This is a genomic window from Streptomyces viridochromogenes DSM 40736, assembly GCF_000158955.1.
Taxonomy (GTDB): Bacteria; Actinomycetota; Actinomycetes; order Streptomycetales; family Streptomycetaceae; genus Streptomyces; species Streptomyces venetus.
The window spans coordinates 920,807-945,789 of the sequence record NZ_GG657757.1; the positions used below are offsets into that span (position 1 = coordinate 920,807).

Sequence of the window (24,983 nt, forward strand, 5' to 3'; positions counted from 1 at the left end):
CAGTCCGGGCGTAGGCGGCGCCCATCTCGGCACCCCGTGACGTACTGAACGCCGAGCTCAGAGGATCTGCTGGTCGGCGCGTGCCTCGAGGCGGGCGATCGCCTTGCGGCAGGCGCTGGTGAAGCGGACGAAGTCGGCGTCGGAGGTCGCGCTCCCGGCACGCGCGGCACGGCTGCTGTAGTCACCGAACAGGCTCTGACGCAGGTCGGTGGTGATCTCCAGCTGCCCGCCCATGTTCAACATGGTCAAGTTGCACGGGTTGGTCCTGTTGACGCCCGCGAGGTCGTCATTGGTGGATCCGTCGATGGTGTTGAAACCGGCGGAAGACAGCGCCTCGTACAGATAGGTCTTGAAGTAGGTGTTCAGTCCGCCGACCACCACGGACATGGCGGCACCCGCCTGCTCTTCCTTGCAGCCGTGCAGGCTGAGGACGTTTAGACTGCTCGCGGCCATGGAGAGGGCGACATGGTCGTCGCAGTTCTTCGAGGTGACGTGCAGTTTGCTGTTGCCCGCGGAAAGGAGGCCCTCGAACATCCAGTAGTCGTGCACGGGCCCGCCGTCCGGGGTCCAGACCGACAGGTCTTTCGGGTCGTACCCGGCTATGCCCAGGCAGAGTTCGGAGGTGCCGATCTCGATACCGCCGCCATGCAGGGCCATCACGGTCGTGCGATGGAACGGCGATGTACCGGAGAGATCGCTGTCGAGCATCTGGTGCCGTTTGTAGCGACGACCGAAGTCCGTACCCTCCCGCCCGGACAGTTGGGTATAGAGGTCCGTGTTCGATCTGTAGAAGTCGTCCTCGCCGGCGGCATGCGCCGCGCTCACCCCCGCTCCGGTGACCAGCGGCGTTCCCGCGGCAGCGGTCGCGAAAGCGGAGGCCAGCACCGTACGGCGGTTCATATGTGTCATGCCGTCATGATCACGCCAAACTTCCCGCAAGGCACCGCAAACGTGTCATTGTTGCGCACGTCACACGCCGGGGGATGCGTGCGGCTGGGACAGCGCGCGACAGACGTCGACGGAGTGGGGCCAGGATGATCCTGGCCCCACTCCATGGTGCGGGCGTGTCACTGGAACTGTGCGAAGAACCTCCAGATCTCTGCCTTGGTCCAGGTGGTGACGCCGCTTTCGTTGGGGGAGCCGTCGACCGGACCGGGTATGTGGCCTCCGTCGAACGCGGCCCATTGGACCGGGTATCCGGCACGGCAGCCCGAGTAGGTGGTGGTGATGTGCGTTCGGCTGCCCGGCGCGGGCTCGCGCGGGCCCTGGGAGGTGCAGCCGTTGTTGCTGACGAATCGGTCGCGCAGGGACCGCCCTTGCCCGATGTTGAGGACGGAGTCGCTGACGCCGTGGATTCCGAAGTAGGCGATGGGCTGGGTGCCACCACTGCACCCGCTGATCTGAGCGCCGGAGATGACCGCGACGGCCCTGAAGACGTTCGCCCGGCTGCATGCGAGTGCGTAGCTCATGCCGCCGCCCCAGCTGAATCCCGTGGCGAAGCGCTGTGCCGGGTTGACACAGAGGCCGCCCTCGATGCGCCGGATCATGTCGTCGACGAAGGTGATGTCCTCATTGCCCTCATTGGCCCAGCCGTTGCCGAGGCCCTGGGGGGCGACGAGGATCGCGGTGTTGTTCGACTGTTCTTGTTGGCCGTAGTAGGACCAGGCGTTCCCGCTCGTGCCGCCCGAGGCGACGTCGCCGGCGGTTCCGCCCCGCCAGTGGAACGCGAAGATCAGCCGGTAGCGGTGGGTGTTGTCGTAGTTGGCGGGAACCCTGAGGATGAAGCTGCGACTCTTGCCGCCGCTCTGAATCGTGTGCGTACCGCTCGCCAGAGCCGGGGCGCTGCCGCATCCGCCACCGCCACCGCCACCGGACGACAGCTTGATCATCTGCCATTGCTGGTTGGCGCCGCCCCAGTCGGTGTACTGGACGACGTTGCCTCCGTCGGCCGTGGAGGCGCCCTGAACCTCCACTGCCTTGCTGCTCGTGCGGTTGATCAGCCGGACGTGGCCCGCGTCGGAGTCGGCCAGGCGGAACTGCTGGTTGGCCCCGTTGTGGTCGGCCCATTGCTGGATCGCGGCACCGTCCGCGGTCGAGGCGCCGGCCACGTCGAGAACCTTGTCCGAATGCCGGGCCTTGAGGCGGTAGAACCCGCCGCCGGAGTCCACGAACTGCCACTGCTGGTTGGCTCCGTCGTTGCGCGTCCACTGGCCGACCCGCGCGCCGTCGGCAGTGGATGAGCCGGAGACGTCCAGCGCCTTGCCGCTGTTGCGATTGACCAGGACGTACCAGGCATTGGTGTCCACTGTCGCCGCCTCGGCGGGCGCCGGGTTCACCGCGGCGAGCATGCCGATCGCGAGGGTGGTCGCCACCAGGGCGGCAACCCGGGACCACCAGCGATGTTTTCGCGCAGGGGCGGGAGGAACCGCACCGTAGGTCTTCATCGATTCACCCTTTCGTTAGGTGACAGGTCCCCTCAGGTGCGGGTCCAGCGTTGGCTGTTGCTGTTCGAGCAGGAGGAGAGCTGGATCAGGGTTCCGTTGGCGGTGCCTCCTGCGACGGCGTCGAGGCAGAGGCCGGACTGGACGCCGACGATGGATCCGTTGGAGTCGAGGCGCCATTTCTGGTTGTCACCGCCCCAGCAGCCGTAGATCTGGACCTTGGTGCCGTTGCCGGTGCCGGCGGCGTCCAGGCACTTGTTGCCGTAGACCCTGAGCTCGCCGGCGGCGGTGTACGTCCACTGCTGGTTGGTGCCGTTGTGGCAGTCCCACAGCTGGAGCTGGGTGCCGTCGGCGGTACTGGTGCCGGGCACGTCCAGGCAGCGGCCCGAACCGACGCCCTTGATCGTTCCGGACTCCGAAGGGGGCGTGGAGGTACCGCCGTTGAGTGCGTTGAGGACGGCGGTGTAGGCGGGCTTCTTGCTGCCGTCGCCGTTGAACAGCAGCGGCGTCTGCTCCGCTCGCCAGGAGTCGGTGTCGCGCACGCCCCAGACGGTGATGCCGAGGCAGCGCGGGACGGCCAGACAGTCGTTGGCCACGTTGGCGTACGTCGTGGCCGGAGCGCCCTGGATGTCGAGTTCGGTGATGGCGACGTCGACGCCGAGGGCGGCGAAGTTCTGCAGGGTGGTGCGGAAGTTGCTGTTGTAGGGGCTGCCGCTGTTGAAGTGCGACTGGAAGCCGACGCAGTCGATCGGCACGCCGCGCTGCTTGAAGTCGCGGACCATGTTGTACATGGCTTGGGTCTTGGCCCAGGTCCAGTTCTCGACGTTGTAGTCGTTGTAGCAGAGCTTGGCGGCCGGGTCGGCGGCGCGCGCGGTACGGAAGGCGACCTCGATCCAGTCGTTGCCGGTGCGTTGCAGGTTGGAATCGCGCCGGGCTCCCGAACTGCCGTCGGCGAACGCCTCGTTCACGACGTCCCACTGGGCGATCTTGCCCTTGTAGTGGGCCATCACGCCGTTGATGTGGTTGATCATCGCCTGGCGCAGCGTGCTGCCGCTGAGGCTCTGCATCCAGCCGGGCTGCTGGGAGTGCCAGGCCAGGGTGTGGCCGCGCACCTGCTTGCCGTTCTGCACCGCCCAGTTGTAGACACGGTCGCCGGCGGTGAAGTTGAACTGGCCCCGCTGAGGTTCGGTGGCGTCGATCTTCATCTCGTTCTCGGCCGTCACCGAGTTGAACTCACGGCCCGCGATCGTGGTGTACGCCGAGTCGCCCAGCCTGCCCGAGGCGATGGCGGTGCCGAAGTAGCGGCCGCTCTGCGCCGCCGCGGCGCCGAGCGTGTTCTCGGCGGCGTGCGCGGTCGGCGGCGCGACCAGCGCGGCGACCACGCCGAGGACGCCGACGACCAGCGCCCACAGCAGGCCGCGGACCTTCCGGCGGACAACGGGTCTGGGAAGGACATACGAGCCCATGAATGTGCCTCCAGGGTAGGAATCGACGAAGGACTGAAGCGCAGGGGAATGCGTCGTCCGCTCCCACGCACAGACGGACGGGGCGGTCCGAAGCCCGGGCAGCTCGGAACCACCGGACACCGCGGTCATGGGACCAGGACGATCTCGACCGGCACCGTGCAGCTGTGCGTGGATCTGCCCTGCGGCACAGACTCGATTCGATATCTCGAACTATGACCAGTCCCTCAGGCAGGGATGATTGAGGTGTTGACGATGCATCGTCAACACTCCCCGCAGAAGAAATTTCGGTTCCTCGACCGAAACTTCCGGAGTCTCGGCGAGCCGGACGGCGAACCCACGGCGCCGCCGTCGACGGATGCCGCAGGGCCGAGGCCGTGCTTCCGGTCGGTTCGACAGCTTGTCCGGCCCGAGGGGAGGCGCTGTTTGTGGACAGATCGGCGACAGGCCTTGACCAAAGGGCCCTGCATTCCTAGCTTGTGGCGTCAAAGCTTCCGGGAATCCTTCGAATGTTTCGAGATCGCCCCTCCTCTCCCGGGAAGTCCGCTCCGTGGTTCATCGGGGTCACCTCACCCCCGCCCCCAAAGGAGGCCCACCCATGTGGTTTCGCCACCCACCCCCGGTCCGTCTGAGACGATTACTCGCCGTCCTCGCGCCTTTGTTGCTCGTGTCCACCTTCCTCGGTGCCCAGCCCGCCGGCGCGGCGACCGTAGACCCCAACGCCTCGTATGTGCTGGTCAACCGCAACAGCGGCAAGGCCCTGGATGTCTACAACATGGCGACCGACGACGGTGCCCGCATCACTCAGTGGACCAGGAACGATCAGAACCAGCAGCAGTGGCGGTTCGTCGATTCCGGGGGCGGCTACTACCGCATCGTGTCCCGCCACTCGGGCAAGGTCCTGGACGTCCACAACTGGTCGACCGCGAACGGGGGCTCGATCGTCCAGTGGGCCGACCTGAACGCCGCCAACCAGCAGTGGCGGCTGGCCGACAGCGCGGACGGCTACGTGAGGCTCATCTCGCGCCACAGCAACAAGGCCCTCGAAGTGCAGGGCGCCTCCAGCGCCGACAACGCGAACGTCGTCCAGTACGACGACTGGGGCGGCACCAACCAGCAGTGGCAGCTCGTCAAGGTCGGCGCCGACACCCCCGGCCAGTGTGATCTTCCGTCGACATACCGCTGGACATCAACGGGCGCGCTGGCACAGCCCAAGCCGGGGTGGGTCTCGCTCAAGGACTTCACCGTCGTCCCCTACAACGGCAAGCAGCTCGTCTATGCGACGACGCACGACACGGGGACGCGTTGGGGCTCGATGAACTTCGGCCTGTTCACCAACTGGTCGGAGATGGCCTCGGCCAGCCAGAACACGATGTCGACGTCCACCGTCGCGCCCACGCTCTTCTACTTCGCACCGAAGAACATCTGGGTGCTCGCCTACCAGTGGGGCGGGACCGCCTTCTCCTACCGGACGTCGAGCGACCCCACCAACCCGAATGGCTGGTCGTCCCAGCAGGTGCTCTTCTCCGGAGGCATCTCCGACTCCGGAACAGGACCGATCGACCAGACGCTCATCGGTGACGGGACGAACATGTACCTGTTCTTCGCCGGTGACAACGGCAAGATCTACCGAGCCAGCATGCCGAACGGGAACTTCCCGGGCAGCTTCGGCACGACCTCGACCGTGGTCATGAGCGATACGACGAACAACCTGTTCGAAGCCCCGCAGGTCTACAAGCTGCAGGGCCAGAACCGCTACCTCATGATCGTCGAGGCGATCGGCTCGCAGGGCCGCTACTTCCGCTCGTTCACGGCCACCAGTCTGAACGGCTCGTGGACACCCCAGGCCGCGACCGAGAGCAACCCCTTCGCCGGCAAGGCCAACAGCGGCGCCACGTGGACCAACGACATCAGCCACGGCGAACTGCTCCGCACCAGCCCCGATCAGACCATGACCGTCGATCCCTGCCACCTGCAGTTGCTCTACCAGGGGCGCAGCCCCAACTCCGGCGGCGACTACGGCCTCCTGCCCTACCGTCCGGGTCTGCTGACACTGCAGCGCTGACGGCGTGACAGGAGTCCGGCTCCGATAGGGAGCCGGCCCGGGCGGGCTCGGCGCAAGCCCGAGTGCGCCCGGGTTCATCGCGGCTGCTGCCCTCTGACGAGCGCAGTGGGCAGTGGCGCGTCGAGGATCAGATCACGCGGCAGGGCCAGTTCGAAGCGCTGCTCCAGAACGGCGAGAGAGGCACGGTGCGCCGTGTCCCTCTCCGTCTCCTCCGGGATTCCGGCCGCGACGATGTCAGCGCGGACGAGGTCGGCGCCGGGGCCGGTGATCTCCTGCGACCAGGTATGCATGTACATGTCGAAACCGCAGACATAGTGGTCGTCGTGGAAGTAGGCGAATGCGGGCGGCGGGACCTTCGGGTTCTGCTTCTCGTAGTAGAGCTCGAAGACGTGGACCCCGTCTCGGGATGTTCCGTCGTGGTACGCGGGCCCGAGGACGGACGGCCAGTGGCCGTAGGCAAGGGCGAAGCCCAGGCCGGCGTGGTCGCCGTAGCGGACGGCGATGCCGTCGGCGTCGCCGTGCTCCGCGTCGAGCTCGTCGACGAGACTTTCGGCCTGCGGCCCGGTGGTGGCCCGGACCGGTACGGGGGCGCCGGGAGCGGCGAGGCGGGCGGCGAGTTGTTCGCCGGTCAGGCCCCGGGCGAGCTTGATGCAGTAGCCGAGCCAGGAGATGTCCCCGTCGGCTATCCATGTGATCCCGCCGGAACTCACTGCGTGTCTCCGTTCTCCGGTGTGGCGCGGCCCGGGGTGGGCCCTGTGACCGGCCCGGGCCGCGCATGCGGTGTGCGTCAGTATCGTGCTACCGGATGTCGTACTCGATCGTCGGCTTCGAGGCGTCGCACTTCGAAGCCCCTGCCGGTCCTCCACTCACGGAGAGTCCCGTCGCGCCGATGAGTTGCGGCGCGGCAAGCCCTGGGGACTGCCGCTGGAGGGCCGGGCGCTGCTCGTCGCAGGCTGGCGCACTGACGTGACGCTGCGCCGGCTCGCCCTGCTCCTCGGCATCTCGAAGTCCGGCGGTCTCGGCGTCACCGTCGTACCCGCCGCGGTGTCCGGGGCGCGCCCCACCGTCAGGTTCGGACCGCCGCGTCACGGAGCGGCGACCATCGAGCTCACCGCCATGACGAGATCCGCGCCAGGGGCTCTGGCGGAACGGCTCACGGAGCTCGCGACGCGACTGACCGCCACGCGAGGACCGGCGCGGCCGGGATCGGCTTCGACGGCGACGTGCTGCCGCGAGCAGTCCGCTTCTCTCAGTGAGCCACGTCGAGGGTGATGATCCGCTGCCGGAGGGAACTGAGCGTTCCGATCCGCTCCAGTGACCGTCCATCAGCCGGTGTCCCCGGCGTCCCGGCACCGGCTCCGACCCATTGCCTGGCAGTGACCGGGGGGTGGCCCGCGCCCGCCTACGGTGACGGCACATCTCACGGAACGGAGTGGTTTTGCCATGGCAGAGACCAACGACGCGCTCACCGCGGCGGTTCTGGAACACGCCGCCACCTATGTGCGCACCTTCAACTCGGGTGACGCCGCAGCCGTGGACCGGCTCTACACGGACGACGCGATCAGCGTGTGGGAGAAGGGGCACGCCGTCAGCGGTGAGGAACGGCGCAAGGGGCTGGCCGAGTTCCTGGCCGCCAAGCCCGTGCTGACGAACAAGGTCCTCGAGTCGTACGTGACGTCGGACACCGCCCTGCTGGTCACGGACTGGGCCATGGACGTCCCCGCGACGGCGGACAGCGCGGCGGAGCGCCACTCCGGCATCGGCCTCGACGTGCTGCGTCTGGGCGCCGACGGCCAGTGGCGCTTCGCGATCGACAACCCGTACGGCAAGGAACTCTGAGCGCACCCCACCGGAAAGGACCTTCTCCTCATGAGCGAGACCCTCGACCTGACCCTGACCGACGACCCGGACCAGCAGAACGACGTGTTCGTGGCCGCGTTCAACAGCGGACAGGGGGCCATCTTCGACCAGTTGTACCGCGAGGACGCGATCTCCAACCTCACCGGGACGCCGCGTACCGGGGCCGACCGCACCAAGAGCATCACCGAGTTCCTGGCCACCAAGCCCAAGCTGAACTCCAAGGTGCTGCGGACCTTCAGCACCGGTGACACCTCCCTGCTGATCGTCGAGTTCCACCTCGAGGTCACCGGCGAGGACGGCAAGCCCCAGAAGATCGACGGCACTTGCACCGATGTCCTCGTCCGCGGCGAGGACGGCAAGTGGATCATGGCCGTCGACCGTCCCGTGGCCGACGAGCCCAGCGCCTGAGCATCCCCTTCGCCACGCGACCAGGCCCCGCGCCGTACCCCCGTGGCTCGGTGCGGGGCCTGTCACTTCACGAGACTGGAGCATGATGGATTCCCTGACCGAGGCTGTGCTCGCGGGGGCACCCGCGGAAGTGCTGGAGCGGGAGCAGGTACCGGAGCAGTACACGGCTGCTCACCTGCGGGCCGAGGACGTCGGCATGTTCGGCGACGGCGGCGACAAGGACGTGCGCCGGTCCATCCGCGTCGGCAGCGTGCCCATGCCGGAACTGGCCCCGGACGAGGTGCTGGTGGCGGTGATGGCCAGCGCGATCAACTACAACACCGTCTGGTCCGCGACCTTCGAGCCGGTTCCCACCTTCGGCTTCCTGGAGCGTTTCGGGCGCCTGGGCGGCCTCGCCACCCGTCACGACCTGCCGCACCACGTCATCGGCTCCGACGGGGCCGGTGTGGTGGTGCGCGTGGGCAGCGCCGTCCGGAACTGGCGCGCGGGCAACCACGTCGTCGTCAGCTGCGTCCAGGTCGACGACCAGGAACCGGCCACGCACGCGGACGCCATGCTCGGCGCCGGCCAGCGCATCTGGGGCTACGAGACCAACTTCGGCGGACTCGCGCACTACTCGGTGGTCAAGGCCAGCCAGCTCCTGCCCAAGCCCGCGCACCTGACCTGGGAGGAGGCCGCGAGCGTGCTGCTCACGGCCGCCACCTCCTACCGCATGCTGATCAGCGACAAGGGCGCGCGGATCAAGCTCGGGGACGTCGTTCTCATCTGGGGCGCCACCGGCGGGCTCGGGGCGTTCGCCGTGCAGCTGGTCAAGGCGGCAGGAGGCATCCCGGTCGGTGTCGTCAGCTCGGAGAGCAAGGCCAAGGTGCTCCGGGCGCTCGGCTGCGACGTCATCATCAACCGCGCCGAGACAGGACTCGGCCGCGCCGACACGCCCGAGGAGACCATCGAGCAGGGCAAGCGTCTCGGCCGGATCATCCGCCAGGAGGTCGGCGAGGACCCGCACGTGGCCTTCGACTACATCGGCCGCGCGACCTTCGGCGTCTCCACCTTCGTCGTCCGGCGCGGCGGCACCGTGGTGACGTGCGGTTCCAGCACCGGCTACCAGCACACGTACGACAACCGCTACCTGTGGATGAACTCCAAGCGCATCATCGGCAGCCACGCCGCCAACCTGCAGGAGCAGGCCGAGCTGAACCGGCTGGTCGCCCAGGGCAGGATCTCCCCCGTGCTGTCCACCGTGTACTCCCTCGACGAGGTCGGGGAGGCCGCCCGGCTGGTGCAGAACAACGAGCACACAGGCAAGGTCGGTGTGCTCTGTCTCGCTCCGCAGGAGGGGCTCGGGGTCACCGACGCGGCGCTGCGGGAGCGGATCGGCGCGGCCGCGCTGAATCCGGTGCGGAGCATCTGACGCCATGACCGAGCAACCCATCGGCATTCTGAGCACGGGTTCCCACCTCCCCAAGGAGGAGGTCACCAACGCCGAGATCGCCGCGCGTGTCGGTGTCCCGACCGAATGGATCGAGGAACGCACCGGCATTCTGGAGCGCCGGTACGCCGCGCCCGACGAGGCCACCTCGGACCTCGGCATCCACGCGGCGGCAAACGCCCTGGAGGGAGCCGGACTGGAGGCGGACGAGGTCGACTACCTCATCGTCTCCACCTCGACCCCCGACTCCCCCCAACCGCCCACCGCCTTCCACGTGCAGCGCGGGCTCGGCGCCCACAAGGCGGTCTGCTTCGACGTCAACGTCGTGTGCAGCGGATTCGTCTACGCGCTCGCGATCGCCCGCAGCCTGATCCGGGAACGGCCCGGCAGCAGGGCCCTCGTCGTCGGCGCCGACATCTACTCGCGGATCCTGGACTTCACCGATCGCCGCACGGCCGTCCTGATGGCTGACGGCGCCGGCGCCGCCGTCGTCGGAGCGGTCGACGAGCCGTACGGGTTCACCGGCTTCGAACTGGCGTCGCGCGGCGACGCGCACCAGCTCATCCGTGTCGAGGCCGGGGGCAGCAGACTGCCCGCGTCCGAGCGGACCGTCCAGAACGGCGACCACTACTTCCGTATGGAGGGGCGGGCGGTCCGGGACTTCGTCCTGGACAACTTCCCCTCGCTGCTCGACGCGTTGTGCGCCCGCACGGACACCTCCCGTGAGGACATCGCCCACTTCGTTCCGCACCAGCCCAACGGGGTCATGCTGGCCCAGCTCGTCGAGCGTGCGGGCCTCACCTCCGCGCATACGCACCGCACTCTCGATCGCTACGGAAACGCGGGCAACGCCGCCATCGCGATCACCCTCGACGAGGCCCACCGTCAAGGCCATCTCCACCCCGGCGACCTCGTGCTGCTCGGCGGCTTCGGCGGCGGCATGTCCATGGGCGCCGGTCTCATCCGCTGGGGAGTGACAGCATGAACACGACAGTGCAGGACACACCGCCCGTCAACCGGGTGGGCATCGTCGGCTGCGGCCTGATGGGGTCGGGCATCGCCGAGGTGTGCGCCCGGGTCGGCCTCGACGTGACGGTCGCCGTCTCCAGGCCGGAGTCCGTGGAGCCGGGCTGGAACCGCATCCGCGACTCCCTCGGCAAGGCGGTGGCCAAGGGCAAGCTGACCGCTGCCGAGCGCGACACGGCTCTCGGCCGGATCGAGCTGGTCCCGGACCTCAAGGCGATGGCCGACCGGCAGTTCGTCGTGGAGGCGATCCGCGAGGACGAGACGGCCAAGGTGGAGCTGTTCGCCGCCCTGGACGCCATCATGGAGGACCCGGACGCCATCCTGGCGACCAACACCTCCTCGCTGCCCGTGACGCGGCTGGCCCGTTCCACGAGCCGGCCCGGCCGGGTGATCGGCGTCCACTTCTTCAGCCCGGTGCCCATGCTTCCGCTGGTCGAGCTCACCAGCTCCCTGCTCACCGAGGAGCCGGTGGCGGACCGGGCCGAGCGGTTCGTCTCGCAGACGCTCGGCAAGGAGGTGATCCGCACGGCCGACCGGGCCGGATTCGTCGTCAACGCGCTGCTGTTCCCGTATCTGGTCTCGGCGATCCGCATGGCGGAGTCGGGCTTCGCCACGGCGGAGGTCATCGACCGGGGCATGCGCCTGGGCTGCTCGCACCCCCTGGGCCCACTGCAACTGTGCGACCTCATCGGCCTCGACGTCGTCGCGTCCATCGCCGGGTCACTGTACGAGGAGTACAAGGAGCCGCTGTACGCCCCGCCCTCCCTCCTGATCCGCATGGTCGAGGGTGGCCTGCTGGGGCGGAAGACGGGACGCGGCTTCTACACGTACGACCGCTGAACCATGCGCGCAAACGGTGCGCGGCGGTTTCCGGCCGCGCACTGCGCCCCGGGCGTCCGGGCCGGGCGCCCGGCCCGGTTCCTCCCCCGTTACCGGAGAGTGGATTGTCCGAATTCCCTCTGGACTAGCCTCAGTTCTGGGTATCAGGCGGCGCACACCGGTGGACCGTCATCGCCGGCCATCGTGACTCGCGAAGCGACGAGGGTGCGTCGACTCCCAAGGGGGGAAGCAAAGGCAACGGAGTCCACGGACAGTGACCCTGTCCTGCGCACCGCACGCGCGCTCTGTTGCCTCGACATCCGGGCTGGGGTCGTCAGGACCGCCTTTCGGAATGCGGCTGCCTGATCCTGCGGCGTCTCACGGGGGACGTCGTGCATCACCACCACCGTCGCACGGGTCGGCTCACACCGGCCCGCGCGAGCGGTGGTTCAGGACAGCCATTCGAGGAAGACTATGACCATCGAGAACACTTCGTCCCAGTCGCGTCACGCCGAGGACCCGACCGCCGGCATCTCGCGCCGGCTCTCGCGCCGGTTCCTGCTGAAGGCGGCGGGTACGACCGCGCTGACCGCCTCGGTCGCCGCGGCCACGTCGGGCACGGCGGGGGCCGCGTCCCGCGCCTCCTACGACGTCATCGTCATAGGCGCCGGCTTCGCCGGGGCCAGCGCCGCCCGCAGCCTCACGGCCAAGGGCCTGAACGTCCTGGTGCTGGAGGCCCGCAACCGCATCGGCGGCCGGGTGTTGACGTCCACCTTCGCCGGTGAGCAGGTCGAGATGGGCGGCACGTGGGTCGACGAGAAGCAGCCGAACGTGTGGCGGGAGGTCCAGAGGTACAGGCTGGCGCTGACCGCCGACGCCCCGCCCGTCCGCAGCTACTTCCCCACCACCACGACCGGTGGCTGGCAGGCCTTCGACTCCGTCGACCTGTTCACCCGTCAGTCGCAGGTGGTCACGCCCCTGTTCGAGGGGTCGAGGACCTGTTTCCCGGACCCCTACAAGCCGTTCACCCGCGAGGACCTGCTCCGCGACCTGGACCGGCTCTCCATGCGCGACCGGGTCGAGCAGATGCGCTTCAGCGCCGCGGACCAGCTGCTGGTCGACCCGGCCACCTCCTACCTGACCGGTTCGGCCTCGACCGTGGGCCTGACGGAGATGGCCCACTGGTGGGCCCTGTCCGGACACACCTACGAGGGCTACGGGAGCATCAACACCTACCGTCCCACGGTGGGTTCGACCGCGCTCGTGCAGGCCATCCTCAACGAGTCCAAGGCGACGGTGAAGCTCAGCACCCCGGTGACCGCCGTCGCGGTCAACGGCACGCAGGTCGCGGTGACGGCGAGGGGAACGACCTACACCGCCAGTGGCGTGGTGGTCGCCGTTCCGGTGAACGTGTGGAACAGCATCCGGTTCTCGCCCGGCCTGCCCTCCGAGTTCACCGGCCTGTCCACCCGGGGCCTCGGTGTGCGCACGGCCCAGAAGTTCATGATGCACGTCAAGGGCACCGGCCTGGGCCGGTTCTCCGCGGAGTCACCGGCCGCCTCCTCCTCGAAGATCACCGCTGTGTTCCCGTTCAAGGAGCGCTCCGACGGCAACATCGTGATCGGCTTCAGCAATGCCGCGTCGTTCAACGCGGGCGACCGGGCGACGGTGCAGACCGAGCTGCGGAAGATCATCCCGGGCATCGAGGTGCTCGCGGTCTCGGCCCAGAACTGGGGCCAGGACCCGTACTCGCAGGGCGGCTGGGCGGTGCGCGGTCCCGGCGTCCTGATGGGCCCCCTGCGGGCGGTCCAGCAGCCCGTGGGCCGGCTCACGTTCGCCACCGGCGACATCGCCAGCGGCTGGAACGGCTACATGGACGGCGCCATCGAGAGCGGTAACACCGCAGCGGGCCAGATCGCCGGCATCATCGGCGCCTGACCCCGGCTCCCCGGCCGCGGCCCCTCCGTCCACCAGGCGGGCGGAGGGGCCGCTTCCCTTTTTGTGACCGCGTCACGCGCCCATAACACCGAACGACACCGAGCGAATAGCAAGAGATCCATAGTTTGTCATTTTCACGGGGACCAATTCGCTCTCGCGCAAAGGAAGGTGCGTCGCCACCGTACGCACTTGATTTCCGCTGACTTACCCGCAACACTCATCCCCGGCACCCGATTGTTTTCAAGTGAGAGGGAACACGAAATGGCGGGCAATACCGCAGTTACTGTCATCGGTCTGGGAGAGATGGGGGCGGCGCTCGCCGGCGCGTTTCTGAAGGCCGGTCACTCGACGACCGTCTGGAACCGTACGGCCTCCAAGGCCGACGCCCTGGTCGAGCAGGGGGCCGAGCGTGCCGCCACGGCCGCCGAGGCCGCGCAGGCGAGCCCCGTGGTCATCGTCTGTCTCCTCGACTACGACTCCGTCCACGAGGTCCTGGACCCGCTGGGCGACGCCCTGAAGGGCCGCACGGTCTACAACCTCACCAACGGCACCCCGGAGCAGGCCCGGGAGACCGCGAAGTGGGCGGCCGACCTCGGTTACGACTACATCGACGGCGGCATCATGGCCGTTCCGCAGATCATCGGCACCGACCACGCCTACGTGCTCTACAGCGGCTCCGGCACGGAGTCCTTCGAGCGCGACAAGCCGGTCCTCAGCGCCGTGGGCGACGCCCGTTTCGCGGGTACCGACCCGGGTCTGGCGTCCCTGCTCGACCTGTCCCTGCTGGCCGGCATGTACGGCATGCTCGGCGGCGCCGTGCAGGCCATCGCCATGGTGCGCTCCGAGGGCGTCAACGCCCAGCAGTTCTCCACCGAGTTGCTGATCCCGTACGTGACCTCGATCGCCGGTGTGGTGGCGAACCTGGCGCGTCAGATCGACAACGACGAGTACAACGTCGGTATCTCGGCGGCGCTCAGCATGCAGCAGGTGGGCTTCCGCAACATCGTCGAGGCCAGCCGGAGCCAGGGTGTCAGCTCGGAGCTGCTGGACCCGATCCAGTCGCTGATGGACCGCCGGGTCGCCGACGGCTTCGGGAGCGACGACTTCTCCGGCGTGATCGAGCTGCTCAAGCAGAACAAGAAGTGACCATGCGGGGTCGCTGACCCTGCCGCCCGCCAGGCGAATATTCTCGGCCTCCAGGATCCCTTCCTGGAGGCCGAAGTCAATTCCCGGGCGCACCCACTCCACGGTAATCGAGGAGGCGCCCAGCGCTCTCTTCCTGTCTATTCTCCGACCTCTGACGTGCGCTTTTGAGAGCGCTTTGAGCGCGTTTTGACCGAGCGCTCTTGTGAGGGCGCGCGGAAGCACAGATGCTGCCTGGCATGACAAATGAAACGGACATCCGGAAACTGCCGGTCACCGTGCTGGGGCTGGGGCCCATGGGCCGTGCCCTGGCCGGTGCCTTCTCACGGGCGGGTCATCCCACCACCGTCTGGAACCGCTCCCGGGGCAAGGCGGACGACCTGGTCGCCGCGGGCGCTCGGTGGGCGGACACCGCGGCCGAGGCGGTGCGCGCGGGCGACCTGGTCGTCGTCAGCGTGGCCGACTACGAGGCCGCGCAGTCGGTGCTCGACACGGTCGACACCGCCGACTTCGAGGGCCGCGTGCTGCTCAACGTCTCCACCAGCACGGCGGAGCGGTCCCGCACCGCGGCCGCGTGGGCGGTGAAGCAGGGCGTCGACTACCTCGACGGTGCCATCATGATCGGCCCGAACTTCATCGCCGGCCCGGACTCGCTGGTCTTCCTCAGTGGTTCCCCGGACGCGTACGACCGGCACCGCGTGACGTTCGAGGCCCTGGGCGGCCGCGTGGTCCACGTCGGCGAGGACCCCGGTTTCGCCGCTCTCTACGACATGTCGCTGCTCGACTTCTTCTGGACGAGCATGTCGGGGATGATGCACAGCTTCGCCCTGGCCGAAGCGGACGGCGTGAAGGCGCGGGACTTCGCGCCCTACCTGAAGGTCATGCTCGACACGGTCGAACTGCTCGCAGCCGACACGGCCCGCGAGATCGACGAGGGGGCCTACCCGGGCGGTGGCGAACTGCTCACGATGCGGTGCTCCACCGTCGACGACATCATCGAGGCGGCGCGGCTACGAGGACTCGACACCAGCGTGCTGCGCGCCGTCTCGTCCGTCGAGCGCCGCGCACGCGCCCTGGGGCACGCCGACGCCAGTTACACCGCGACGGTCGAGGGCGTCCGCCGTCCCGAGCCGACTGACTGACTGAGGGACGGAGCGACGGAGACCGGATCGGTCATCGCCCGTCCACCGCCCCGGAATTGACCGCCCAGCGGGATGAATCCGCTGGTCACCGCATACGCAGTGGGGTACTGAACCCCCTTGCTCCGGGCTTGCGGAACCGGTGAAGTGAAGCGCATGACTGAGAACCTGACGGAGAGACCCATCGTCGTCCTCGGTGGTCTGGGCAAGGTCGGCCGCCGGCTGGTACCGGCGCTGCGAAACGGCGGCCACTCGGTGCGGGTGGCGTCCCGCTCCTCCGAGCAGCACTTCGACTGGCTCGACGCCGCCACCTGGGCCCCGGCCCTGGAGGGCGCCCGTGCCGTGTACGTGGTCTACCTGCAGAACCTGTTCAGTCCCGAGGCCGCCGTGCGGCTGCGCCAGCTGGGCGAGTTGGCCCTCTCCCTCGGTGTGGAGCGGGTGGTCCTCCAGTCGGCACGGGGCTGGCCTGAGGCCTACCCGGCCGAGGTGGCGGTGCGCTCCTCCGGCGCCCCGTGGACGATCCTGCGTCCCGCGTGGTTCCACCAGAACTTCAGTGAGGCGCTGCTGGTGCACCCGCTGGTGGCCGGCGAGGTCCGCCTGCCCACCGGGGACGGCCGGGAGGCGTTCGTCGACGCGCGGGACGTGGCCGAGGCGGCCGCGAGGGTGCTCACCGAGGACGGCCACACCGGCCGTCTCTACGAGCTGACCGGGCCCCGGCTGCTGACCTTCGGCGACGCCGTGGCGGAGATCGCCGCCGAGACCGGGCACGACTTCCGCTTCACCGCGCAGCCCGCCGAGGAGTTCGCCGCCGAGATGCGGGCCGCGGGTGTGCCGGAGCCGTACCGGTACATGGACACCGAGGAGTTCGTGCGTATGGAGTCCAGTCTCTTCGCCCAGGTGCACAGCGGCGCCAACGGCTATCTCACGGACGCCGTGGAGCGCATCCTGGGCCGGGCGCCGCGCGACTTCGCCGACTACGTACGCGTGACGGCGGCCACGGGCGTGTGGGACAAGCAGCCGTCGTAACGACGCCCCGGACGCCCGCGTTCCCCGGAACGCCCGAGCGCCCCGCCCCGTACGCACGTGACGTGTCGTACGGGGCGGGGCGCTCGGGCGTGGAGCCCCGGGCTCCGCCCGGTCCGGCGGATCAGAGGTAGTCGTTGTCGGGCTCCAGGCCGAGCAGCAGCCGTCCCTGGACCTCCAGGGAGGCGACGGGGGCGAACAGCCCGTGCACCGACAGGGCCAGGATGTCCCGCTCGATGCGCTGGAGGTCTCCGCTGCGCACGATGACGGAGGCCGGGCTCACGGTGTAGAGGGTGTCGACGGCCTCCTTGGCCGTCTGCACGATGTAGGCGATCTGCCCGCGGATCGTCGCCTTCTCCCCCACCGTCAGCCGGCGGCCCTGGTCGGCACGTTTCTGCACCAGCTCCACCAAGGAGCGTTGCAGGCCCTCCGTCGCCGCGATCTTGTTGGCGGCCACGGCCACCTGGTGGTGGATGTGCGGATGCTTGATCTGCTCGGCCCAGTTCGAGTACGCGATGCCCTTGCCCGGGAGCTTCTCCACGAAGACGTCGAGGGCGGCCCGGGCCAGGCCGGTGTAGACGGCGGTGCACTGGGTCAGGACGTAGCTGAGCAGGTGGTAGTTGCGGCCCTTGAGGTCGGCGTTCCACCGGTCGCCGGTGGCCGCCTCGTACGCCTCGGCGCCGACCACGCGGTGCGCGGGGACGAAGACGCCGTCGGCGGTCGAGGTGACACTGCCGGTGCCGGCCGCGCCGAAGACGTCCCAGTCGTCTCCGATGACCAGGTCCGAGGTCGGGACCAGCGGGTACAGGTCCTCGACCCGGCCGTCCTCGTGCTCCACGAGCGCCGCGCAGACGTTCCAGTCTGCGGCGCGGACACCGCTGTTGAACCGCCACTCCCCCGTCAGCAGGTAACCGCCCTCGGTCGGCACCAGCGTCCCGGAGGGCGAGAAGCCTCCGGAGACACGCACCTGGCCGCCCGCGAAGACCTCCTCCTGGGCCTTGTCGGGGTAGAGGCTCGCCATCCACGCCGTGGTCACCCAGACCGCGGTGACCCAGCCGGTGGAACCGCAGGCCTTGGCCACCTCCTCCAGGACCGCTAACTGCTCGGCGGCCGGAAGGTCCGTGCCGCCGAATTTCTCGGGCACGGCGATACCGAAGACCCCGGCCTTCTCCAGGAGTGCGACGCTCTCGTCCGGTATCCAGCCCGCCTTCTCGGCGACCGGGGCGTTCTCCCTGAGTCGCGGGGCAATGCTCCGCACCGCTTCGAGCACCGCCGTACGGCGCGCATCGGCAGCAGTCATCCCACTCACCTTCCCTTGTCGGCTTCCGTTCCCGTACCTCGGCGGACCGCTTACGCGGAGGCCTGCTTGAGGAGTTCGACGATGCTCGTGGCACTGTCCTCGGCCCGGCCCGCATCGAAGCCCCGCCGGAGGAGTTCCAGCACCGCGGTGGGCAGCGAGGAGTCGACGCCGCTGTCGAGTCCGGTCTCCACGACGTGCTCGATGCTCGCCAGGCCCATGGAGAGCCGCTCCACGTCGCCGGCGAAGTTCCCCTCGTCCAGCCGGGGGGTGTAGAAGCCCAGGAAGTCCGGCATCGAGGCGAGGGTGCCGGAGGCGTAGGGCAGGATGTCGGCGGCCGAAATGCCGTTGGCCTTGGCGACCGCGACGGCGTGCAGCCAGGAGAACAGGGACGTCCAGAAGATGTCGAGCTGCAACTGGTAGAAGAGGGCGGCCAGCCCCTGGTCCTCACCCCGGTGGTCGGCGGCGGAGATCACCTCGAGCGTGGCGCGGTGTTCCTCGAGGACCTCGCGGGGGCCGCTGTAGAAGGTGAGCGCACCCGGGCCGGCGATGCGGTGGGGCGGCACCGTCACCCCTCCCGTCAGGTACGCCGCACCGTGCCCGTTCACCCAGTCGGCCGCCTCGCGGGACTTGGCCGGGGTGTCCGAGCTGAGGTTGACGACGGTCCTGCCCTTGAGCGCCTCGGTGGCCTGGCCGAGGACGGCGTACATCGCCTGGTGGTCCGTCAGGCTGAGCAGGACGAGCTCGTGGGCGGCCAGGGCGTCGGCGACCGTGGGTGCGAGGACGGCTCCCTTGGCCACGAGGGGCTCGGCCTTGCTCGCCGTCCTGTTCCACACGGTCACCTCGTAGCCCCTGGCGAGATACGCCTCGGCCATCGCACTGCCCATCGGGCCGAGTCCGACAAGGGTGAGCGACTGCTTCGACATGGGTGTCCTGCCCTCTCGTGGTCGGGGAGAGAAGGAGCGAAGGGGCCCGTCCGACGCCGACCGGCGCCACCGCTGCGGTGATTCGGCCCGGCCCGGCGAAGGAGCCGTGCTGAACGGGGCGCCCCACACGCCTCTATGTGGCTTGCGAATCTATCCGGGCGGCGTGGGGCGGCAGTAACGGCGGAGTAATCCGCTCCTCCGCCGTACCGGTTCTCACTGGTTGACGAAGCCGCCGTCCACCGGCAGGACCGTGCCGGTCAGAAAGGGGCAACGGTCGCTGAGCAGCCAGGCCGCGGCTGCGGCTATCTCCTCCGGTTCCGCCGTACGGCCCTGCGGGGTCATGGAGTTGACCATGTCCTCCAGGCCGGGGTTGCGGGCGAACCAGTCCGTGGTGATCTCGCTGCGGGTGGTGCCGGGGGCCACGGCGTTCACCCTGATGCCCTGCTGTGCGTACTCGTCGGCGGCCGCCCGGGTGAGGCCCACGACGGCGTGCTTGGAGGCGATGTACGGCGCGGCGGTGGGTATGGCGACGAGCCCGCCGACGCTGCTGTTGTTGACGATCGCGCCACCGTGCTCCAGCATCGCGGCGATCTCCGCGCGCAGACAGTTGAAGACACCGCGCACATTGGTGTCCATGATGGTGTCGTAGGTCTCGTTGTCCATCTGGTGCAGAGGGGTGCGGTCGCCTCCGACGCCGGCGTTGTTGAATGCCCCGTCGAGCCGTCCGAACGTGCCGACGGCCGACTTCACCGCCATCGCGGCGTCCTCGCGCGAGGTGACGTCGGCGACCACGTACTCCGCCCGGGCCCCTTCGGTGCGCAGCTCGTCGACGAGGGCGGCCAGCCGCTCCTGCCGGCGGGCGACGAGTAAGACCGCCGCGCCCTCCTGGGCGAACACTCTGGCCGCCGCCGCTCCGATGCCACTGCTCGCCCCGGTGACGAGGACGGCTTTTCCGGTAAGAAGACCTTTATCCATGAGGAGATCCTGTCAGGACTTGGTACGCCAGCTGTGAACTTCTGGTGAAATGCGTGATCGCGACATGTCACGGCGGGTTCGGGCCGGTCCCGGTGTCCGACGCACCGAGGTGCCCAGATCCCTGATGAGGTCGGCGGCCCGGGAGCCCGGCCGGGGCGATCCGTCGCCGAGCGCCACGAGCGCGGCGCACTCCATCAGCAGGGTGCCCATCTCCGCCGCCCGCTCCGGTTCCAGCGGCCGCTCCTGGAGACACTCGCCGCCGTCCCGCGTCCGGCAGCCCAGGCCGGACGCCTCCGCGAGCATGTGGGCTCCATGGCGCAGCAGCGCCCGCCGCAGCCGGGGGTCGTCGCGCTCGGCGCTGCTGAGCACGGTGTCGAGCGCCTCCGTGTACGCGGCCATCACCTTGGCGGTGAAGGGGTCGTCGAAGGAGTGCCCGTCGGCGAGGGTGTCGTGCGGGTCCGGGGCGCTGTGCCCTCGGGCGGGCGCGGGCCGGGTGAGGCGTGTCACCGACCGGGCCAGGCCCTCGTTCAGCGCCTCGATGAACCAGGGCCCGGCCAGAGGCTCCACGGGCCAGGCCGGCTTCTGTGTGCTCGTTCCTGCGGACATGGTCCCCCCTGTCATTCGGGGGCGGCTCCGAGCTGCCGGAAACCGCCGTTGAAGAAGAGCAGCCCGGCCGAGTCCTGCGCCGTGGCGGCGTGGACCACGTCACCGATGAAGATCGAGTGATCGCCCGAGTCGTAGGCCTCGGACAGTTCGCACTCCAGCCAGCCGACCGCGCCGTGCAGGAGCGGCGCCCCCGTCCGCGCCCCGGGTTCGAAGCCGAAGCCGTGGAACTGCTCGGGGCCCAGCGGCCTGGCCTTGTCGGCGAAGTGGCGGGCGACGGGCTCCTGTCCGGCGCCCAGGATCGAGACGCCGAACCCGTGCACCGAGGTGATCGCCTTGTGCATGACGGCGCTGTGGGCCACGCAGCACAGGATCTTCGGTGGCTCGAGGGAGACCGAAGTGAACGCGTTGGCGGTCATTCCGTGAATGTTCTCGCCACCGACGCTCAGCACGATGACTCCGGTCGCGAAGCGCGCCATTGCCGACCGCATCGACGCCGGTTCCACCGGAATTCCGTGAACGACTTCGTTCACTGACACAGGACTCATTCCGAAACCCTCCGAAGAATCATGGGAAAAGCGTAGGGGGCCGCCTTCCGCTCTCTCTCACCACGGAGTAACCGTCGTGGCGGGGCGGCTCGTTGCCTGGCGATGACCGGGAGATGGCAGGCTCACGCCCGGAACGCGCGGGCCCTCGGGGCTCTTTCGCGCGCTTTTCCGACCGCCCCGGACGACCGAGGAGTGAGCACGCCATGACCGCAATCGGCGAAGACCTGAATCACCAGGTCCTGGCACGGGCGGAACTCGCCGTCAGTGCCTTCAACAGTGGCGATGTCGCCACGCTCGACCGGCTTTTCGCCGTTGACGCCATCTCCGTCCAGGAGGACGGCAGTGTCCTTTCCGGGCCGGAACGAACGAAAGGACGGGCGGAGGTTCTGGCGCTGGGGCCCGTCATGACGGCGCGGGTACTGGAGTGCTACGTGACGTCCGACACCGCTCTGCTGGTCGTGGACTGGTCGATCGAGGTGGACACGGCCGAGGGCGGCCCCGAGCGTCACTCGGGCACCGCGCTCGACGTGCTGCGCCGGCGGGGTGACGACTGGCTGTACGTCATCGACAACCCGTACGGCACACAGATCTGAGGAACACGGCCGGGTACCGCGGCCGGGACGCGACTGTCGTGTCCCGGCCGCGGCGGTGTGTCACCTGGAGGCCTCCGCTCCGGCTCCGCTCTCCCGCGGGGCGGGGAAGTACCCCGTGTCCGCGAAGAACTCCACGTACTTCCTGAACAGCTCGCCGGTGACCGGTGGGCAGTCGATACCGGTCCCGTCGAGCGCGGCGACGGTCTCGGTGGTGGCGATGGCCGGGTAGAAGGACTCACTGTCCGCGACGAGCAGTTCCACCGCGTCGAGCAGCGGTGCGGCCGAGTTCTCCGGGTCGGCCCGCACCAGTTCGAACCATGTCTTCCGGTCGAGCTCGTCCAGCGGGTAGCCGTACGCGCGCAGGTGGGCCACGACGTCGGCGAACGTCACATGGCTCTCGTTGCAGAGGTGGTAGGTGCCGCCCGCGGCGGCCCGGCGCCGGGACACGGCGACCAGGGCGGCGCTCGCGTAGTCGACCGGCATCAGCCGGAAGACTCCGGGAAGTTCGGCCGGAGCCGCCCCGGCCTGGAGCATCCCCTTGATGGTCAGCCACACGAAGTCACGGGTCTGGCACGCCCCGTTGACCTGGTCGCCGGCGATCTGGTCGACCCGGTAGATGTTCACCGGCAGGCCGCGTTCGCGGGCGATGCCGATGATCTGCTCCGTGACCCACTTGCTCTGGGTGTAGCCGTTGGGCAGGATCTCGCCCGGCCCCGCCGGGTCGGTCACCTTCAGCGGCACGCCCCGGGTCACCGGGCCCGCGAAGACGCCGGTGGTCGACACGTAGTGCAGCGGGACGGTGCGGTGCCGGGCGGCGAGCCGCAGCAGTTCCTCGGTGCCGAGGACGTTGGCGGCCCGCACCGTCGCGTACGGGTGGATCCAGTTGACCGAGGCGCCGGGGTGGTAGACCACGTCGACGGTGCGGGCCAGCGCGTCGAACTCCTCCTCGGTCAGAGCGAGTCGCGGAGCGGCGAGGTCGCCGACGACGACACGCAGGCGGCCGGGGTCGATGTCGTCCCAGATGCGGTACCACTCCAGGTTGGACCGCACCCGTTCCAGGGCCTCGGCCCGGTCGGCGGCACGCACCAGGACGTGCACCCGGGCCCGTGTCGTACGCATCAGCTCGCGCAGCACGAACGCGCCGAGGAAGCCCGTGACGCCGGTGAGCAGCGCGTCCTCGGGGTCCTCCGCCACCACGTGGACCTCGTCGGCCGGGCGGATGTCGTCGGCGAGCCGGATCTCGGCGGCGAAGTCCACTCGGGGCCCGGCCCCGGCCTGCTCCGCGCCGGCGATCTCGGCGTGCAGGTACGCCGCGAGCGCGGCGGGCGACGGGTGGTCGAAGACGAGGCTGGCCGGGAGCCTGGTGCCGGCCGCCGCGCCGAGCCGGTTGCGCAGTTCGACGGAGGTCAGCGAGTCGAATCCCAGTTCGGGGAAGGCTTGGTCGGGCCGGATGCCGGCGGGGTCGAAGTGGCCGAGGACGGCCGCCACCTCGGCACGGACCAGGTCGAGGACGATGCGGAGCTGCTCCGCCTCCTCCTTGCCCTCGAGCAGGGCGGCCAGGCTCTCGGTGCCCAGCGCCGACTCGCTGACCGTGCGGCGCGCCGGTGTACGTGCCAGGGACTGGAAGACCAGCGGCACCGAGGTCCGCTGCTCGCGCAGCGCCTCCACGTCGACGGGCACACCGACCAGGGCGGGGGTGCCCAGGGCCATGGCGGTGTCGAGGATGCCCGGTCCCGCGTCGGACGCGACGAGCCGGAAACCGGCCCGGACGATGCGGTCGACGTCGGCGGCGTCGAGGTTGGCGGCCATCGCGCTGAGCTGCTCCCACAGGCCCCAGGCGACGGAGGTCGCGGGCAGGCCGTGGGCGCTGCGGTGCTGGGCCAGGGCGTCCAGGAAGGAGTTGGCGGCGGCGTAGGTGGACTGGCCGGCGCCGCCGATCACGCCGGCGAGCGACGAGAAGAGCACGAACGCGGACAGGTCCAGGTCGCGGGTGAGTTCGTGCAGATGCCAGGCGGCGTCGGCCTTGGGCCGCAGGACCGCGTCGAGCCGCTGCGGGGTCTGTGCGGTGACGAGACCGTCGTCGAGCACACCGGCGGCGTGGACCACGCCGGTCAGCGGCCGGTCGGCGGGCAGCGCGGCCAGCAGTTCCTCCAGTGCGGCGCGGTCGGCGGTGTCGCAGGCGGCGACGGTCACCTCGGCGCCCAGTGCCGTGAGGGAGTTCCGCAGCTCGTCGGCGCCGGGCGCGGCGGGGCCGCTGCGGCTGACGAGCAGCAGGTGGCGCACGCCGTGTGCGGTCACCAGGTGGTGGGCGAACAGGGCGCCGAGGGTGCCGGTGCCGCCGGTGACGAGGACGGTGCCGTCGGGGTTCCAGGTGCCGCCGGGCGTGGTGCCGGGTGCCGGGGCGCCGACCCGCGTGACGCGGGGGACGAGGGCCCGGCCCTGCCGGAGCGCGGCCTGGGCCTCGCCGGAGCGCACCAGGGCGGGCAGGGCGGCGAGGGAGGCCGGGTCGTCGTCGAGGTCGACGAGCACGAAACCGGCCGGGCGACTCCGACTGGGCGGTTCGCAGCAGTCCCCAGACGGCGGCCGCGCCGAGGTCCGTGACGTCCTCGCCGCCGACCGCCACGGCGCCCCGCGTGACCCAGACGAGCGGGACGTCCTCCAGGCGGTCGTCGGCCAGCCACTCCTGGACGACCCCGAGGGCGTGGTGGGTGGCCGCGTACACGGAGGCGATGTCCTGCCCCTCGCGGGCCGGGGTGTGCCAGGCGAGGACGGCGTCGAACACGGCGCCCGCGTCCACGGCCTTGGCCGCCGCGGCCACGTCGGCGAGCTGGACGGCGTCGAAGAGGTCGGTGCCCAGCTGTGCCAGGGCGGCGGGCCGCTCGGGCGTCGCGGTGAGGCCGAGGGGCCGCCAGTCCACGCGGAGCAGGGAGTCGTGGCTGCGGGCACCGACGGCCCCGACGGCCGCCGCGCCGACGGTGCGCGGGGTCAGCGAGGCGATCGTGGCGACCGGCCGTCCCGTCTGGTCGGCGATGTCCACGCGCACGGCGTCGCCGTCCGGGGTGAACCGGACGCGCAGCGAGGTCGCCCCGCCGGCGTAGAGCTGGTAGCCGCTCCAGTGCGCGGCGAGCCGGGCCCCGGTGCCCTCCGGTGTGCCGAGGGCGAGCGGCAGCGTGTGCAGGGCCGCCTCCAGCAGGGCCGGATGCAGGGCGAACTCGGCTGCCTGTGCGCGCAGTTGGTCGGGGATGCGGACCTCGGCGAGGAGGGTGTCGCCGTCGCGCCACAGGCCG

Annotated in this window: 21 protein-coding genes and 2 pseudogenes; 12 read left to right on the top strand and 11 right to left on the bottom strand. The window is 69.7% G+C overall.

Annotated elements, in window-relative coordinates:
• Positions 1 to 57: 57 nt before the first annotated feature.
• The 3 genes from SSQG_RS04155 to SSQG_RS04165 form a co-directional block, all read right to left on the bottom strand.
• The gene (locus tag SSQG_RS04155) at positions 58 to 909 is read right to left on the bottom strand and encodes a poly-gamma-glutamate hydrolase family protein (RefSeq protein WP_039931912.1); all 852 of its coding nucleotides are present in this window, start codon (positions 907 to 909) and stop codon (positions 58 to 60) included.
• 158 nt (positions 910 to 1,067) lie between these two features.
• Positions 1,068 to 2,375 (bottom strand): RICIN domain-containing protein, encoded by a 1,308-nt coding sequence (locus SSQG_RS04160; RefSeq protein ID WP_039934705.1) that lies wholly within the window; start codon positions 2,373 to 2,375, stop codon positions 1,068 to 1,070.
• Between the two features lie 101 nt (positions 2,376 to 2,476).
• Positions 2,477 to 3,907 carry an endo-1,4-beta-xylanase gene (locus SSQG_RS04165; RefSeq protein ID WP_003988457.1) on the bottom strand — a complete coding sequence of 477 codons (1,431 nt, stop codon included), beginning with the start codon at positions 3,905 to 3,907 and terminating at the stop codon, positions 2,477 to 2,479.
• Between the two features lie 595 nt (positions 3,908 to 4,502).
• Here SSQG_RS04165 and SSQG_RS04170 point away from each other — a divergent pair.
• Positions 4,503 to 5,969 carry a non-reducing end alpha-L-arabinofuranosidase family hydrolase gene (locus SSQG_RS04170; protein WP_039931913.1) on the top strand — a complete coding sequence of 489 codons (1,467 nt, stop codon included), beginning with the start codon at positions 4,503 to 4,505 and terminating at the stop codon, positions 5,967 to 5,969.
• Positions 5,970 to 6,043: 74 nt separating this feature from the next.
• On the opposite strand, the gene SSQG_RS04175 is transcribed toward SSQG_RS04170, so the two are convergent.
• The gene (locus SSQG_RS04175) at positions 6,044 to 6,679 is read right to left on the bottom strand and encodes a hypothetical protein (RefSeq protein WP_003988459.1); all 636 of its coding nucleotides are present in this window, start codon (positions 6,677 to 6,679) and stop codon (positions 6,044 to 6,046) included.
• 175 nt (positions 6,680 to 6,854) lie between these two features.
• On the opposite strand from SSQG_RS04175, the pseudogene SSQG_RS42465 reads away from it, so the two are divergent.
• The 10 genes and pseudogenes from SSQG_RS42465 to SSQG_RS04225 all read left to right on the top strand — a co-directional run.
• Positions 6,855 to 6,980 (top strand): annotated as a pseudogene (locus SSQG_RS42465) (IS5/IS1182 family transposase); the annotation flags it as partial.
• Positions 6,981 to 7,412: 432 nt separating this feature from the next.
• Positions 7,413 to 7,808 (top strand): YybH family protein, encoded by a 396-nt coding sequence (locus SSQG_RS04185; RefSeq protein ID WP_039931915.1) that lies wholly within the window; start codon positions 7,413 to 7,415, stop codon positions 7,806 to 7,808.
• Positions 7,809 to 7,838: 30 nt separating this feature from the next.
• Complete coding sequence (locus SSQG_RS04190) at positions 7,839 to 8,237, top strand: YybH family protein (protein WP_003988462.1); 399 nt, start codon at positions 7,839 to 7,841, stop codon at positions 8,235 to 8,237.
• An 85-nt stretch (positions 8,238 to 8,322) separates the two neighbouring features.
• On the top strand, positions 8,323 to 9,648 hold the full coding sequence (gene ccrA / locus SSQG_RS04195; RefSeq protein ID WP_003988463.1) for a crotonyl-CoA carboxylase/reductase: 1,326 nt from the start codon (positions 8,323 to 8,325) through the stop codon (positions 9,646 to 9,648).
• 4 nt (positions 9,649 to 9,652) lie between these two features.
• Positions 9,653 to 10,651: a 3-oxoacyl-ACP synthase III family protein gene (locus SSQG_RS04200; protein ID WP_003988464.1), complete on the top strand. Its 999-nt coding sequence runs from the start codon at positions 9,653 to 9,655 to the stop codon at positions 10,649 to 10,651.
• Positions 10,648 to 11,532 carry a 3-hydroxybutyryl-CoA dehydrogenase gene (locus SSQG_RS04205; protein WP_039931917.1) on the top strand — a complete coding sequence of 295 codons (885 nt, stop codon included), beginning with the start codon at positions 10,648 to 10,650 and terminating at the stop codon, positions 11,530 to 11,532. The genes SSQG_RS04200 and SSQG_RS04205 overlap by 4 nt, the downstream gene beginning before the upstream one ends.
• A gap of 453 nt (positions 11,533 to 11,985) precedes the next feature.
• A complete protein-coding gene (locus SSQG_RS04210; RefSeq protein WP_003988466.1) occupies positions 11,986 to 13,449 on the top strand; it encodes a flavin monoamine oxidase family protein in 1,464 nt (487 codons plus the stop codon).
• A 261-nt stretch (positions 13,450 to 13,710) separates the two neighbouring features.
• On the top strand, positions 13,711 to 14,595 hold the full coding sequence (locus SSQG_RS04215; RefSeq protein WP_003988467.1) for an NAD(P)-dependent oxidoreductase: 885 nt from the start codon (positions 13,711 to 13,713) through the stop codon (positions 14,593 to 14,595).
• A gap of 236 nt (positions 14,596 to 14,831) precedes the next feature.
• On the top strand, positions 14,832 to 15,734 hold the full coding sequence (locus tag SSQG_RS04220; protein WP_039934708.1) for an NAD(P)-dependent oxidoreductase: 903 nt from the start codon (positions 14,832 to 14,834) through the stop codon (positions 15,732 to 15,734).
• Positions 15,735 to 15,887: 153 nt separating this feature from the next.
• Complete coding sequence (locus SSQG_RS04225; RefSeq protein WP_039934710.1) at positions 15,888 to 16,757, top strand: NAD(P)H-binding protein; 870 nt, start codon at positions 15,888 to 15,890, stop codon at positions 16,755 to 16,757.
• Between the two features lie 121 nt (positions 16,758 to 16,878).
• Here the strand turns inward: SSQG_RS04225 and SSQG_RS04230 are convergent, their stop codons facing one another.
• From SSQG_RS04230 to SSQG_RS04250, 5 genes are all read right to left on the bottom strand, one after another.
• Complete coding sequence (locus tag SSQG_RS04230; protein ID WP_003988470.1) at positions 16,879 to 18,054, bottom strand: acyl-CoA dehydrogenase family protein; 1,176 nt, start codon at positions 18,052 to 18,054, stop codon at positions 16,879 to 16,881.
• Positions 18,055 to 18,104: 50 nt separating this feature from the next.
• Positions 18,105 to 18,977 carry an NAD(P)-dependent oxidoreductase gene (locus SSQG_RS04235; protein ID WP_003988471.1) on the bottom strand — a complete coding sequence of 291 codons (873 nt, stop codon included), beginning with the start codon at positions 18,975 to 18,977 and terminating at the stop codon, positions 18,105 to 18,107.
• Positions 18,978 to 19,190: 213 nt separating this feature from the next.
• The gene (locus tag SSQG_RS04240; RefSeq protein WP_003988472.1) at positions 19,191 to 19,952 is read right to left on the bottom strand and encodes an SDR family NAD(P)-dependent oxidoreductase; all 762 of its coding nucleotides are present in this window, start codon (positions 19,950 to 19,952) and stop codon (positions 19,191 to 19,193) included.
• A 12-nt stretch (positions 19,953 to 19,964) separates the two neighbouring features.
• A complete protein-coding gene (locus tag SSQG_RS38060; protein ID WP_158680995.1) occupies positions 19,965 to 20,558 on the bottom strand; it encodes a hypothetical protein in 594 nt (197 codons plus the stop codon).
• 11 nt (positions 20,559 to 20,569) lie between these two features.
• Complete coding sequence (locus tag SSQG_RS04250; protein ID WP_338117243.1) at positions 20,570 to 21,046, bottom strand: flavin reductase family protein; 477 nt, start codon at positions 21,044 to 21,046, stop codon at positions 20,570 to 20,572.
• 260 nt (positions 21,047 to 21,306) lie between these two features.
• On the opposite strand from SSQG_RS04250, the gene SSQG_RS04255 reads away from it, so the two are divergent.
• On the top strand, positions 21,307 to 21,696 hold the full coding sequence (locus SSQG_RS04255) for a YybH family protein (protein ID WP_052310228.1): 390 nt from the start codon (positions 21,307 to 21,309) through the stop codon (positions 21,694 to 21,696).
• A gap of 60 nt (positions 21,697 to 21,756) precedes the next feature.
• On the opposite strand, the gene SSQG_RS04260 is transcribed toward SSQG_RS04255, so the two are convergent.
• Positions 21,757 to 24,225, bottom strand: a complete 2,469-nt coding sequence (locus SSQG_RS04260; RefSeq protein ID WP_106434140.1) for a thioester reductase domain-containing protein — start codon at positions 24,223 to 24,225, stop codon at positions 21,757 to 21,759.
• A gap of 58 nt (positions 24,226 to 24,283) precedes the next feature.
• Positions 24,284 to 24,979: pseudogene (locus SSQG_RS43880) on the bottom strand (polyketide synthase dehydratase domain-containing protein); the annotation flags it as partial.
• Positions 24,980 to 24,983: the final 4 nt, after the last annotated feature.

What these genes read in the sequence shown, in the direction of transcription:
- SSQG_RS04250 (WP_338117243.1), bottom strand. Translation starts at nt 21,046, where the DNA reads ATGCGGTCGGCAATGGCGCGCTTCGCGACCGGAGTCATCGTGCTGAGC.
- SSQG_RS04165 (WP_003988457.1), bottom strand. Translation starts at nt 3,907, where the DNA reads ATGGGCTCGTATGTCCTTCCCAGACCCGTTGTCCGCCGGAAGGTCCGC.
- SSQG_RS04155 (WP_039931912.1), bottom strand. Translation starts at nt 909, where the DNA reads ATGACACATATGAACCGCCGTACGGTGCTGGCCTCCGCTTTCGCGACC.
- SSQG_RS04210 (WP_003988466.1), top strand. Translation starts at nt 11,986, where the DNA reads ATGACCATCGAGAACACTTCGTCCCAGTCGCGTCACGCCGAGGACCCG.
- SSQG_RS04205 (WP_039931917.1), top strand. Translation starts at nt 10,648, where the DNA reads ATGAACACGACAGTGCAGGACACACCGCCCGTCAACCGGGTGGGCATC.
- SSQG_RS04215 (WP_003988467.1), top strand. Translation starts at nt 13,711, where the DNA reads ATGGCGGGCAATACCGCAGTTACTGTCATCGGTCTGGGAGAGATGGGG.
- SSQG_RS04225 (WP_039934710.1), top strand. Translation starts at nt 15,888, where the DNA reads ATGACTGAGAACCTGACGGAGAGACCCATCGTCGTCCTCGGTGGTCTG.
- ccrA (WP_003988463.1), top strand. Translation starts at nt 8,323, where the DNA reads ATGGATTCCCTGACCGAGGCTGTGCTCGCGGGGGCACCCGCGGAAGTG.
- SSQG_RS04230 (WP_003988470.1), bottom strand. Translation starts at nt 18,054, where the DNA reads ATGACTGCTGCCGATGCGCGCCGTACGGCGGTGCTCGAAGCGGTGCGG.
- SSQG_RS04200 (WP_003988464.1), top strand. Translation starts at nt 9,653, where the DNA reads ATGACCGAGCAACCCATCGGCATTCTGAGCACGGGTTCCCACCTCCCC.
- SSQG_RS04255 (WP_052310228.1), top strand. Translation starts at nt 21,307, where the DNA reads ATGACCGCAATCGGCGAAGACCTGAATCACCAGGTCCTGGCACGGGCG.
- SSQG_RS04220 (WP_039934708.1), top strand. Translation starts at nt 14,832, where the DNA reads ATGACAAATGAAACGGACATCCGGAAACTGCCGGTCACCGTGCTGGGG.
- SSQG_RS04185 (WP_039931915.1), top strand. Translation starts at nt 7,413, where the DNA reads ATGGCAGAGACCAACGACGCGCTCACCGCGGCGGTTCTGGAACACGCC.
- SSQG_RS04170 (WP_039931913.1), top strand. Translation starts at nt 4,503, where the DNA reads ATGTGGTTTCGCCACCCACCCCCGGTCCGTCTGAGACGATTACTCGCC.
- SSQG_RS04235 (WP_003988471.1), bottom strand. Translation starts at nt 18,977, where the DNA reads ATGTCGAAGCAGTCGCTCACCCTTGTCGGACTCGGCCCGATGGGCAGT.
- SSQG_RS38060 (WP_158680995.1), bottom strand. Translation starts at nt 20,558, where the DNA reads ATGTCCGCAGGAACGAGCACACAGAAGCCGGCCTGGCCCGTGGAGCCT.
- SSQG_RS04240 (WP_003988472.1), bottom strand. Translation starts at nt 19,952, where the DNA reads ATGGATAAAGGTCTTCTTACCGGAAAAGCCGTCCTCGTCACCGGGGCG.
- SSQG_RS04190 (WP_003988462.1), top strand. Translation starts at nt 7,839, where the DNA reads ATGAGCGAGACCCTCGACCTGACCCTGACCGACGACCCGGACCAGCAG.